The sequence below is a fragment of the Lactobacillus melliventris genome (assembly GCF_042679465.1).
In the GTDB taxonomy this organism is placed as follows: Bacteria; Bacillota; Bacilli; order Lactobacillales; family Lactobacillaceae; genus Lactobacillus; species Lactobacillus melliventris.
Genome location: NZ_JBHTMT010000001.1, coordinates 81,159 through 93,754, shown reverse-complemented (window position 1 = coordinate 93,754; position 12,596 = coordinate 81,159). Strand labels below are relative to the sequence as shown.

14 protein-coding genes and 1 other annotated feature are annotated in these 12,596 nt (G+C 36.8%); of the genes, 3 read left to right on the top strand and 11 right to left on the bottom strand.

The window, feature by feature from the left end:
* Positions 1–24 precede the first annotated feature (24 nt).
* From ACFQ32_RS00485 to ACFQ32_RS00460, 6 genes are all read right to left on the bottom strand, one after another.
* Positions 25–429 carry a rhodanese-like domain-containing protein gene (locus ACFQ32_RS00485; RefSeq protein WP_046325094.1) on the bottom strand — a complete coding sequence of 135 codons (405 nt, stop codon included), beginning with the start codon at positions 427–429 and terminating at the stop codon, positions 25–27.
* A gap of 50 nt (positions 430–479) precedes the next feature.
* Complete coding sequence (locus ACFQ32_RS00480) at positions 480–698, bottom strand: YqgQ family protein (RefSeq protein WP_046325095.1); 219 nt, start codon at positions 696–698, stop codon at positions 480–482.
* The gene (locus ACFQ32_RS00475) at positions 698–1,378 is read right to left on the bottom strand and encodes a rhomboid family intramembrane serine protease (RefSeq protein WP_046325096.1); all 681 of its coding nucleotides are present in this window, start codon (positions 1,376–1,378) and stop codon (positions 698–700) included. The genes ACFQ32_RS00480 and ACFQ32_RS00475 overlap by 1 nt, the downstream gene beginning before the upstream one ends.
* Before the next feature lie 11 nt (positions 1,379–1,389).
* Positions 1,390–1,962, bottom strand: a complete 573-nt coding sequence (locus ACFQ32_RS00470) for a 5-formyltetrahydrofolate cyclo-ligase (RefSeq protein WP_046325097.1) — start codon at positions 1,960–1,962, stop codon at positions 1,390–1,392.
* 53 nt (positions 1,963–2,015) lie between these two features.
* Entirely contained in the window at positions 2,016–2,165 is a 150-nt protein-coding gene (gene rpmG / locus ACFQ32_RS00465; RefSeq protein ID WP_081945351.1) for a 50S ribosomal protein L33, read from the bottom strand.
* A gap of 82 nt (positions 2,166–2,247) precedes the next feature.
* On the bottom strand, positions 2,248–4,275 hold the full coding sequence (locus ACFQ32_RS00460) for a peptidoglycan D,D-transpeptidase FtsI family protein (protein WP_370448589.1): 2,028 nt from the start codon (positions 4,273–4,275) through the stop codon (positions 2,248–2,250).
* A gap of 284 nt (positions 4,276–4,559) precedes the next feature.
* Here ACFQ32_RS00460 and ACFQ32_RS00455 point away from each other — a divergent pair, with 284 nt between their 5' ends.
* Complete coding sequence (locus tag ACFQ32_RS00455; RefSeq protein ID WP_046325099.1) at positions 4,560–5,474, top strand: N-acetylglucosamine kinase; 915 nt, start codon at positions 4,560–4,562, stop codon at positions 5,472–5,474.
* 108 nt (positions 5,475–5,582) lie between these two features.
* Here the strand turns inward: ACFQ32_RS00455 and greA are convergent, their stop codons facing one another.
* From greA to ACFQ32_RS00430, 5 genes are all read right to left on the bottom strand, one after another.
* Positions 5,583–6,062, bottom strand: a complete 480-nt coding sequence (greA, locus tag ACFQ32_RS00450) for a transcription elongation factor GreA (protein WP_046325100.1) — start codon at positions 6,060–6,062, stop codon at positions 5,583–5,585.
* Positions 6,063–6,139: 77 nt separating this feature from the next.
* Positions 6,140–8,557: a phenylalanine--tRNA ligase subunit beta gene (gene pheT, locus ACFQ32_RS00445; protein WP_046325101.1), complete on the bottom strand. Its 2,418-nt coding sequence runs from the start codon at positions 8,555–8,557 to the stop codon at positions 6,140–6,142.
* The gene (pheS, locus tag ACFQ32_RS00440) at positions 8,557–9,606 is read right to left on the bottom strand and encodes a phenylalanine--tRNA ligase subunit alpha (RefSeq protein ID WP_046325102.1); all 1,050 of its coding nucleotides are present in this window, start codon (positions 9,604–9,606) and stop codon (positions 8,557–8,559) included. Before pheS ends, pheT begins: the two co-directional genes overlap by 1 nt.
* A 40-nt stretch (positions 9,607–9,646) precedes the next feature.
* Positions 9,647–9,851, bottom strand: a binding site (T-box leader).
* Positions 9,852–9,899: 48 nt separating this feature from the next.
* Positions 9,900–10,250 (bottom strand): winged helix-turn-helix transcriptional regulator, encoded by a 351-nt coding sequence (locus ACFQ32_RS00435; protein WP_046325103.1) that lies wholly within the window; start codon positions 10,248–10,250, stop codon positions 9,900–9,902.
* Positions 10,251–10,328: 78 nt separating this feature from the next.
* A complete protein-coding gene (locus tag ACFQ32_RS00430; protein ID WP_046325104.1) occupies positions 10,329–11,099 on the bottom strand; it encodes a TrmH family RNA methyltransferase in 771 nt (256 codons plus the stop codon).
* A 91-nt stretch (positions 11,100–11,190) separates the two neighbouring features.
* Here ACFQ32_RS00430 and ACFQ32_RS00425 point away from each other — a divergent pair, with 91 nt between their 5' ends.
* Both ACFQ32_RS00425 and yidC read left to right on the top strand, forming a co-directional pair.
* Positions 11,191–11,523, top strand: coding sequence for an acylphosphatase (locus ACFQ32_RS00425; RefSeq protein ID WP_046325105.1), 333 nt, complete (start codon positions 11,191–11,193; stop codon positions 11,521–11,523).
* Positions 11,524–11,557: 34 nt separating this feature from the next.
* Positions 11,558–12,523, top strand: coding sequence for a membrane protein insertase YidC (gene yidC, locus ACFQ32_RS00420; protein WP_046325106.1), 966 nt, complete (start codon positions 11,558–11,560; stop codon positions 12,521–12,523).
* Positions 12,524–12,596 lie beyond the last annotated feature (73 nt).

Genomic DNA, 12,596 nt, shown 5'->3' with positions numbered 1-12,596 from the left:
CAGTGCAACAAACATGTTTTTTATTTAATATTTAGATTTCTTGGTGCGTCCATCCCACTCATCAAAACCATTCTTCAACCATTTAATTGAAGAAAAATGCTTTTTTTGTAAAAATCTGGCAGCACGTAAAGTAACTGATAAAGAGTCGGAGTACAAATAAACAGGTAAATCTGCTCTCAATTCAGTATATTGGTATTTAAGCATTGTGTAAGGCAAGTTTCTGGCCCCATCAATATGTTTTCGTTTAAAAGGAGCTTTTTCACGTAAATCTACCACTTGCGCTTTACGCATTCCTTTATTAAATTCTTCGTTGGTTAAATCTCCATTACCCAAGCGTTTAGTTTGTATTTTATTCCATAGCCAAACTGCCACAAAAGCTAATATGATAACAATTAAAACTACGTCTAGAATAAGTAAAAAAGATGACATAAGTTGTATTTCTCCCACTAAAATTTTAAAAACTGCTGCACATAAACAATCTAATATTTATGCTTATCTTTATTGTGGCGCTCTTCATACTCATATTCACGTCGCAATATTAATTTAGCGACTAAATAATCATGCTGGTCAATTAAGTGTGAATGGTTAATGTTGTCAAGTTCAAGTGCCATCAACTCAATATCCCAGATTCTTTTGCCGACATGAACAAAAATACCATATTTTTCAAGAAGTTGCTGCACATCATACAAAGTTTTCATTATAAATTGATTACCATGCCCATCCTGACAGTTGCTACACAATAAATAATTAGTAAACAAAGAGCGATAACTCGTTTTTTAACTGAGTATTGCCTTAACGTTTTTTCACCCAGGATTACTGCAACTAAAAATCCCATAGCGAATCCGCCAATGTGACCAGGTATATCAATATTAGGTGCAAACAAATCAATTACTATATTAATTAAAGCCAGCCAAAATGATTGTTTGCCAAGGTAAACCAATATAGGGTTGGCCCGATTCTGCAAAGCAATTGCCGTCATAGCACCAAATAATCCAAATAAGGCCGTTGAAGCGCCAGCACTAATAGCATTATCATTGCCCCAGGCTAAGCTTAATAAGTTACCCCCTATACCAGAAAGAAGATATATTATTAAAAAGCGCCAATGACCAATAATGGTTTCCATGTACATTCCAAGATAATAGATCATAACCGCGTTAGAGACCAGATGCATAATTCCCATATGCAAAAATTGAGCCGTAAATAGACGCCACCACTGATTACCTATGACAACGGCATCATTTTTCATGGCTCCCATTTTCATTAAAACATAAATATTTTCTGAACCACCAATAGCCGTTTCAATTAAAAAGACTAGTAAAAGGACGGCCAATATACTGACGGTTATGTAACAACTTTTCAGGTTTTGTCGCTGATTCATTATAGCCTCAATTAATTCTTTAGAATGGATTCCGGAGTAATAATTGTTTGAATAGCTATATCGGTCGCTTCCACTTTCCAGGGAGCTGTCTTAAAAATCATCTTGGAATTAGCCAAAGCTACCGTTTTAGAATTAGGATGCTTTGACAAAAAGCGGTCATAATAACCTCCGCCAAACCCCAAACGTTGATGTGAATCCAAGGCAAAGGCTAGTCCAGGAACAATAATCAGATCTAAATTATTGTTGATTTGAGCATTCGGCTCATTTACTTCTTCAACACCAAACTTTGACTTGGTTAATTTCGTCATATAACTATAATAGATAAAATCTTGAGTACGTTCAGCATTATCATTTGCACGTGCTAAGTAAACGTCCTTACCTTGATCCCATAACTGAGCAATCAAACCTGATGTGTCAACTTCATAACTCAAGGAAGAGGTTATGCCAATGCTTTGACAATTACTAATGATCTCAGAGTTCATAATACTTTTAAGCAAAACCTGATCTTCAGCATCTTTTTCTGCCGTTTCAGCAAATTTGCTCAAATTTTCAATTTGTTGTTGTCTTATTTCTTTTTTTGTCATGATTCTTCCATATAAAAAATAGCAGGAGCATAGGCTCCTACTATATTAGTTTATTACTTAGTTTCACGATGAAGAGTAGTATGTCTTTCTACTGGGCAATACTTCTTCAAACTTAAACGTTCCGGATGCTTACGCTTGTTTTTCTTAGATAAGTAACTTCTATCGCCACATTCGGTGCATTCCAAAATGATGTTATCTGCCATTTCTTTCACCACCTACGCTTTTATTCTGACTGTATTATCTTAGCATTTTTCTATTATTATTACCAGTAATATTAACAAAATTCTATTTTTTATGTAATTTAAAGTAGTCCTGTACCATAGCTTTGGTCATTTGTAATGTATAGGATCCTTCCAATTTGGGATCCAGTCCGGGAAAAATCACAGCTGTAGCAATCTCAGGGTTATTTGATGGTGCATAACCAACAAAAGTAGCATTGACTAGTTCTGGTGGATTTTTCTGATTAGGATTATCAGGATCGTAATAAAATGTTTGGGCTGTTCCCGATTTTCCCGAAATAGATGGTTTTACTTTTTTCAGTTTATGAGCGGTACCCCAAGAATTTGTACCATGAACAACACGCCAGAAGCCCTGCCTGATGATGTTAAGCTCATCTTGAGTCCAAGGTATGCGTAATTGTACCTGCGGTTTTTTGTTATAATCAATATAAACTTTTTTGCCATTATTTGCGGTTCTACCAACCGACTGCACCACATAAGGCTGCATGCGATAGCCCCCATTGGCTATCGTTGAAACATATTGTGCCATTTGGATAAGTGTATAAGCATCATAGTTACCATATGATAAGTCAAGTACAGAACCTGAAAGAACTAATCCCTGATCGTTGAAAGATCTACCTTGAATACCTGATATTTCCCCTGGTAAATCAATTCCAGTCTTTTGACCCAAACCAAACATATTAAAATTATGGCGCAAAGTTTCAAAGGCTGTTTGAGGCATAGTAATCTTTATTTTAGGAACATAAGACGCATTAACCCATTTCATTGCCAAATGCATCATGTAAATATTACTGGAAACTTCTAGGGCAGTTTCAGCGTCTAAAGCGCTAAAAGTACCAATTGGATATACTGACTTTTTGACCGGCGTACTAGGTAAATAAACAGGGGTATCAGGCATTACATTATTGGTAGGAGTAATTACTTTATTTATTAATCCGCCACTTACCATTGCGCCTTTAACTGCCGAACCCATGACAAACGATTGATTAATAACGCCTAGTGCATTATTGGTAGTTTTATTTTTCTTAGGGTCACGACTGATTCCCGCCATAGCCAAAATTGCGCCAGTTTTAGGATTCATAGCAATGGCATATGCACCATTTGAATAGTGAGCGGCACCTGACCCAATGGCAGAAGCATAGATTTTTTCTAATGAACTTTGAACCTGTTTTTGATATTGAGCATCAAGGGTCAAAACTAAACTTGCCCCAGCCTGCCCGGAATAAACCGCTTTTGACTGTTCAATATCTCCTGAATTCTTAGTCCAAACTTTGCTGGTTGATTTAGTTCCTTTGAGCAGGGGTTCATATTTTTCTTCCAAATACGATGTGCCTACCCGATCATTGCGCGAATAACCATTTGTTAAGTAATATTGTAAGTTATCACTAGGCAAGCCGGCTTTTTCTGTTGATACAGAACCAATAATACTGCGAATAGACGAACCATTAGGATAAGATCTTTGCCAGTCAGTTCCAATACCCACACCAGGAAGCTCTGAAAGGTGCTCACCCACCTCAGCAATTTCTTTATCTGTTAAATGATTATTTTTAATGTAGATTGTAGAAAGAGTATAAGCACCAGAAATTTTATTATAAATTAATGCCGCTGTTTTCTCACGTGCATTCAGCTTAATGTGTTCTGCACTAACCTGTTCTTGGATTTTTTGATTAATTAAATTGTCATCCTGAGTAGCTCTGACGGATTTAGGAACTTTGGCAGATTCTTTTGCACTATTTTCCTTATTTGCCAAATAATAATCAATTACTTGTTGTTCAGTCGGCTGCTCATCCTTGATAGAAATATAATGACTAAGAGAGTTGGAAATTGTATAGATATCCTCAGTTGTAGTTGAAACGCTTTTGGTATACGTAATGGCATTTTTAGCCTTATTTCCTACCAGTACACGGCCTTTATTGTCATACATAACACCGCGGGGAACTTGACTGGAAACTATAGCTGAATTAGATTTTTGTACTTCAGCTTTAAAGCGTGAGCCATAACCTATTTGTAAATAAGCCAGCTGTCCAATCAAAGCCGCAAAAAGAACAAAAATGATACCCAAAATTATCTTCATTCTGATTGGAGTAGAAGCTTGTTTTTTGGCATTATTATTTTTAGTTTTCAGTTTTTTCTTGAAAAAATTCACTTAGCCTCAACCTCACTAAACTAGTGTAATTTTAACAAAAACTAGAGTACAAATCTATTGAGATGGTAACGTTTTGGAAAAACTTTAAGATAGAATACTTATTGACCAGAAAAGCCAAAACTGCACACAAATACTTTTTCGAAAGATCTTCAGTATTTTTTCTAAATGTAATAAAATAAAAGTGGGATAAAATATAGAAAGAAGATCAAACTATGACACTTAAATATCTTATTGGAGTTGATGCTGGAGGAACGCACACTACAGCAATAGCTTATGACTTAAAGGGGCAAAAACTGGCAGAGGCTCAAGCCGGTCCTGGACAAGTAAATACAGACTATAATAATGCCATTACTAACATCACAAAAGCAATCAACGAATTAGTTGACGAAATTGATGGAGATTGTCAACGGATTCTCTGTGGAATGGCTGGTTTATCAGTTATCGGTCACGCGCCAGAAGTAGCCGCTGAAATCTCTGCCAAGGTTGATAACCTGCCAACCAGAGCAGTTACCGACTCTCTCCTGGCTCTTTATAATGGCCTTGAAGGAGAAGATGGTGGTCTGGTTATTGCTGGTACTGGTTCCGTTTTCAATGGCTTACAGCATGGCAGCATTATCACCACTGGTGGCTATGGTTCCATTTTAGGTGATGAGGGCTCAGGCTATGCTATCTCATTAAGTGCTTTAAAATCTGCTTTACTTAGTTGGGATAAACGAGAAGACAACGAATTAATTGGCATGTTTAATAAACTGTTTAAAGTCGATAATTTAAATGATGCTACTGCCAAGTTTTATAAAACCAGCAATTCTGATTTTGCCTCAATGGCTGTGAGCGTGGCACAATTAGCTGATAAAGGTGATCCTTTTGCTTCAGCTGTAATAAAAGAGCAAGCTGAATTGCTTGCAAGAGATATTACAATCGGAATGGACCGGTATGAAGAGCCTAAGCCAATGAAAATTGCGCTGACTGGTTCTGTACTAGCCAATAACCAAATGTTGCGTAACTTCTTAGAAGACAAAGTTCATGAAAAATATCCACAAGCCCAATTTTCAATTTCTAACGGTGAAAATGCTCGTGGTGTTATCTTTGATAAAAGCAAGGACTACCGCTACTTTACTAGTCATTAAATTTAAAAATAAAAAAGACCGGACAGTTACCGCTTCTCTTGTGGAAGGCTAACTGTTCTGGTCTTTTTGTTTTTATAAGCCTTAGCTAAAATAACTCTGTCAAACTAGTTATTTTTCTTCAACTTTATTGATTACTACATCAAATTTGCCACCAGGTGTTGAAATAGTTACTGTTTCACCTTTTTTCTTACCCAAAATTGCTTGTGCAATTGGTGAATCATTAGAAATCTTACCATTCATTGGATCAGATTCGTCACTACCAACAATTGTATATGTCTCCGGTTCATCTTCACCAACTTCAGTATAGGTAACAGTTTTACCTACAGCAACTTCATCAGGATCACTGGCATTAGCATCTACAACATGAGCGTACTTAAGCATGTCTTCAACAACGCTAATGCGGTCTTCAAGATGGCTTTGCTCGTCTTTGGCTGCATCATATTCCGAGTTTTCGGATAAATCGCCATAAGAACGGGCGACCTTGATTCTTTCAATTACTTCTGGCCGCTTTACAACTTTTAAATTTTTTAATTCTGCTTCAAGTTTTTCTTTACCTTCAGCAGTCATCGGATATGATTTTTCAGGCATAAAACTTTGTACTCCTTAAAGTTAAAATTCTTTTTGCACTGGTCTATGATATTCATTTAAACGGTTAATGTCAATAATTAACGTATTTCTACTTTTAGTTGTTTTTCTAGGCTAGAATCAATAGAATTCATTGCTTTGTTGACGATTTCATCAGTTAATGTGTCATTTTCATTGAGAAATGTTAAACGATAAGCAAAGCTCTTTTTATCTTCAGCAATGTGAGAACCACGGTAGACATCAATAATACGCAGGTTATAGAGATATTTTCCACCATTTGCTTTAATAACATCCTCAACAGCTTGATTGGTTACTTCTTTATCTACTAAAATTGACAGATCGCGTTCAACTGCAGGAAACTTAGGAGCGCTTTGAGCAGTAGTCTGTGGATTAAGAATTAACGGAATAATGTCATCAAGATTTAATTCGTAGCCGTAAATTTCGCTATCTTTCATTGCCTTATTAGACTGAGTAACTGGACGATCCAGCATACCAATCATGCCCACATATTTGTTTTTAATGTATATGCCTGCAGTTCTAGTAGGATGCATGTACATGATTACTTCAGCCCGGTATTCAACATCATTCAAATTGATTCCCAGACTTGAGAACAGATTAGTCAATTGACCTTTAACATAAAAGAAATCAATTTTTTCATTATTATTCTGCCAGTTTTCGAAATAAACGTTACCGCTATACAATGCTGCTAAATGTTCATGCTCATTATATTTGTTATTTTCGAAATCATAGACACGTCCCTGTTCAAAAATTGCCAGCTGATTTTGCTTACGTGCCATATTGTAGCTCGCAGCATCGACTAAACCAGTCATTAGATTTTGTCTTAAAGTTGAACGATTAGAATTCAACGGCATTTGGACTGCAACTGGCTTCTTAGGTTCCTTGGAAAAACCAATTGCTTTTTCAAGCGAAGTTAATGAGTAGGAAATAGCTTCAATTAAGCCTTGACCTTGAACTACATTTTTAATACGTCTAATAGTTTCTTCTTTTTTAGAATAGCCGCCATGTGTTTCTGCTAGGACCGGTTGGGTAGACTTAATATTATCATAGCCGTATAAGCGTCCCACTTCCTCAACCAGGTCAGCAGGAATAGCAATATCCCAGCGCCTTGCGGGTACATCGACAACTAAATTGTCACCGTTAATTTCAATTTTAAAATTCAAGCGGGCAAAAATGGCAGCAATTTCTGCAGAGGAAATCTCAGTACCCAACACTTTATTAATATAGGAAATTGTTGTAGTAATTTTTGTTGGTTGACGTTTTTCAGAACTGCCTGTAATGACGCCTTCATTAATTGTTCCAGAAGCATCATTGCGTAAAAGAAGCGCAGCCATATCTAACGCCCTGGTAGTGGCATCCCAATTAACGCCTTTTTCATAACGACTAGAGGCTTCTGTTCTATTGGCATGGCGCAGAGCGGCTTTCCTAATTAAAGTAGGATCAAAAATAGCAGATTCTAACAATACATCTGTAGTGTCTGGTTCAATTTCTGAATTAAGACCTCCCATTACACCTGCCATCATCACCACATCTTCACCATTGGTGATGACAATGTCGTTAGGATCAAGATCAACTTCTTTGTTATTTAACAACGTTAGTTTTTCATCTTTGTTAGCTTTTCTAACTACTAGTTTGTTTGTTTTAAAAGCGCGCGCATCATAACTATGCATCGGTTGACCGGTTAAAAGCATAATATAGTTGGTCACATCAACCACATTGTTAATAGGTCTTATTCCCGCATTCCAAAGTCGTCTTTGGAGCCATAGAGGGCTGTCAGCAATTTTGACATTACTAATTTTGCGCAAGTAAAATTTGGGTGCAAGCTGGGAATCAACATCGACAGTAAAATCGTTGGTCCAATTTGGGCCATCTTCTTTAACAACTACGTCTTCAACTTTAACCGGTACATCAGTGATGGCGCCAACTTCATACGCCGAGCCTTCCATTGACAATGTGTCCGCACGGTTAGGAGTAATGTCAAAGTCAAAAATATAGTCATCCATTCCCAGTAGTTCAAAAGCTGAATCTCCGGGTTTTATTTCTGCATCCTGAGGAAAAACATAGATACCATCCGTGTACTTTTCTGGTACCAAATTATCTGGAAAACCTATTTCTTGTAAGCCGCAAATCATACCGTTTGATTCATTGCCCCGCAATTTGGTTTTCTTGATTTTAACATTATCGGCAATTCTAGCTCCCGGTAAAGCTACCACAACGTCTTCTCCGGCAGCCACATTAGGAGCTCCGCAAACAATTTGGTATGGTTCTGCTTCTCCTACATCAACGTGAGTTAAATTCAAGTGCGTACCAGAAATTGGTTTGCAGTCAATAATATGACCCACTACCAACTTCTTCATACCATCTTCAGGGTGTTTAACTTCTGCTACTTCAACACCTGTCCGAGTTATTTTTTCAGCCAAATCATTAGGATCCTGGTCCAACTTAATAAAATCCTTTAGCCAATTGTATGAAACTAGCATTATCTTTCCTCCCTACTGAACTGTTCCAAGAAGCGGACATCATTTGTGTAAAAATCACGAATGTCATCAATACCATATTTAAGAATAGCGAAACGATCCAATCCTACACCAAAAGCAAAACCGCCATATACATTGGAATCAATTCCAGCATTTTCTATCACATTAGGGTGAACCATTCCGGCACCTAAAACTTCAATCCAACCTGTATATTTACAAATTGAACAGCCTTTGCCATTGCAATTGAAGCAGGAAACGTCCATTTCTACAGAAGGTTCAGTAAAAGGAAAGTAACTAGGACGAAGGCGGGTTTCGCGATCTTGACCAAAAACATGCTTGGCCATGAGTTCTAGAGTTCCCTTTAAGTCCCCCATCGTAATGTTCTTATCAACTACTAAGCCTTCCATCTGCATAAACTGATGGGAGTGAGTGGCATCATCATCATCGCGACGATACACTTTACCGGGCCCCACCATTTTTAAAGGACCTTTAGCAAAATCATGTTTTTCCAGAACTCGTGCCTGATCACCTGAAGTTTGTGAACGCAATAAGTTATCAGAATCAATGTAGAAAGTTTCCTGCATGTCCCTTGCTGGATGGTCTTTAGGCAAGTTCATCATTTCGAAGCAGTAGTGGTCAGTTTCAATTTCTGGTCCCTGAACGACTTCATAACCCATACCAATAAAGTATTTTTCCAAGTCATCTAAAATAATATTAATTGGGTGCTTAGCGCCAAGGTGCATTTCCCGTCCGGGTAAGGTAACGTCTATTTTTTCTTTGTTTAACTGCTCTTCAACTAATGCCTCAACTATCTCTGTTTTGGCGTCATCCAGCTTGCTGTTAAAAAGATCACGTAATTTATTAACACGTTGTCCTACTTCACGTCTATCACTGGGATCAATATCTTTCATTGAATGGAGGATTTCAGTTAATTCACTTTTGCGACCAGTTAATTTAACGCGAACATCATTTAACATTTCCTCGTTCTTAGCCTTATCGATCTCTACCAGACCTTTTTCACGCAGCTCTTTTAACCTGTCAAACAAGTCCATAAAAATTTTCCTTTCAAATCAAACAAAAAAGCTTCATCCCAAAAGGGACGAAGCTTCGCGGTACCACCCTAGTTTGGACACAAAAATGTCCACACTTTCAATTTCGCTAACGGTGAATACCGGAATGGATTAGATTCTACTAGTAAGATGAAATTCACAGTTCCGTTTAAACTTTTCTTTCAGCTCAATAAAAAAGTTTCTCTGACTAAATGATTGCTGCTACTAGTCTTACTCTTTGTAATTAGTTAATAGAATATAACTTTTTGGAAAAACATGCAAGCGAATATGCGAAATTAAACCCATTTATCAGCCCAACCATGAATCTGATCGAAAACGGGTTTTAATTCAGCCCCTTTTTTGGTCAGACTATAAGAGATAATCTTTGTTTTGCTATCAACGGAGCGATTAACAATATTTTCCTTTTCTAGCTCCTTCAGTCTTTCAACCAAAACACGATCAGAGCAAGGCAATACACATTGAGCCAAGTCTTTAAAGCGCATATAATCACCAGCACATAAAGAACTAATGATTAGTCCATTCCACTTTTTGCCAATAATTTTGAATGCGTTAATAAAATGTTCGCAGTATTCGTAATTAGGAGCACCACAATCCGCACAGCGTTTGTCCTTAATACCTTGAGTCATGATATCGTCCTCCCACAAGAAAGCTTAACTTTGTCTTTTATTATATTAAATATACTTACTAAAAACAAGTGTTAGCAGTTAAGCAAAATAATAGATTATAATACCCGCAGCTACGGCTGCATTTAAAGATTCAGCTTTGCCCTTAATAGGAATATATAACTTTTCATCACTCATTTCTGCTATTTCTGAAGTAACACCATGAGCTTCGTTGCCAATAACCAAACCTAATTGGGGCACCTTATTAAACTGAGACAATTGCTTAGCATTTTTATCCAGCATACTAGAATATACAGGTATCGAGTTATCTTGCATTTCTTTAATAACCTCTGTTAGATCCTGCATAATTAATTTAACATGAAACTGACTTCCTTGCATTGCCCTTTGAGTTTTAGGATTGTAGATATCAACACTTGTAGGAGAAAAAACAACACCATCAAAGCCAGCAGCATCTGCTGTCCTAATAATGGTACCTACATTGCCAGGATCAGCCAAATGGTCTAAAAGAACCCATTTGCCAAAATTCACGTGATAGTCTCGAGGTTGTGCAATTTTTAAAACCATAAAAATATCCTGCGAATTTTTAGTACTAGAAAGGTGATGAGCAATAGCCGAATTTATGATAAAAGTTTTCTTACTGGTTATTACCTCAGGAAAATTTTCTTTAATTTTAGTGATTGCCGCAGCACTTCCTAGCAGATAAAGGTATTTTTCTCCTGCTTTGAGTGCTTCTTCAATTAGGTGAAAACCTTCAATTAAGTATAAATTGTTTTTCTGGCGATACTTTTTTTGTTTTAATTTAGATAAATCTTTTATTAAATTATTGTTTACCGAACTTATTTGTTCTAGCATCTGGAAATCTTCTTTCGTTTTTATCAATATATTTTTTAATTTGAAGCTGCTAAAATGTTAAAATCAAGGAAGCAGTATAGGAAGGATTATTATGGGATTTTTTAACAAACATAAAATTAAAAGAGAAAGCAATCCGACCAATGAAACAAGAGAAACCTGGCAATTAACTATCTCAGGCATCGTTCAAGGAGTTGGCTTTCGCTGGAGCGTTTTAAACCTTGCTAAAAAGATGGGATTAGATGGAAACGTGCGCAATAACAGCGATGAAACAGTCACAATTACTTTACAAGCTGAACTAGACAGAGTCAATCAGTTTTGCTCTGAATTACCCAAAAACATTTCGCAATTTGCCCGAATTTCAACTATCAAGAAAGAAAAACTGATAAAAGTGGGCAAAATAACTGGTTTTCATGTATTATATTAGTTATTGGCAAAAAAATAATAATTGGGTGAGTTGAATGAAAAAAATTCGTAAATATGTCGGATTAATTGCTATTTGTTTGGCAGTCATGCTAATTGTCACTGCTTGTGCACAGAGTGGCGGAGCTAATAAGCCACCGACGGGCTTTATATATGGGTCGATTTATAAGTTTATTGGCAAGCCTATGCAAAATATCATGCTCTACTTTTCCAATATCATAGGTGGAGCAAATGGAGCTGGCTGGGCTATTATCTTAATGACCCTTGTAGTTAGAATGATTCTTTTGCCTCTAATGCTTAATCAACAAAAGAAATCAACTACACAACAAGAGAAAATGTCTCGTTTACAACCGCAGATGAAATTAATTCAGGATACTATGAAACGTAAGGATCTGAATCAGGATCAACAAATGACCTTGGCAGGTTGGCAGCGAGAACTCTACTCTAAAAACCATTTATCTCTGACAGGTGGGATGGGTTGTTTGCCACTGATTATCCAGTTCCCTATTATGATTGGTATTTATGATGCTGTAATGTATTCCAAGAGCTTGGCTAGTTCGTCATTTTTCGGTATCTCCTTAAGTAGCAGATCAATTTCAGTCACGATTTTTGCTACAATTTTTGCTTTTGCACAAGGATATCTTTCATTGGTGGGAATTCCCCAAGAACAAAAGAAGCAGATGCAGTCAATGATGCTCATGAACCCTATTATGACACTCTTTATCTGTCTTTCCGTTTCAGGTTCCGTTGCCCTCTATTGGGCTGCCGGCAACTTTTTCTCTATTATTCAGCAATTGCTGGTAACATATATCATCACGCCAAAAGTTAAAAAAGAAGTAGATGAAGAATTAAAGCGGGAACCTATTACTGAAGTAGTGACTAAAGAAAAAGTTAATGAATTGCTTAATTCACAAGTAAGTTCTCCAGTTCAAACTGAAGAAACCAAAGAATTGCATGAATCCTTACGTAATCGTAACAAAGGTAAGCAACAAAAACGACCTTAACTGATAAAATAGCAAAAAAGACCTGTAGATGTCATGGTATGTTTGTAACTCGACAAGCATTATAACAGACTTA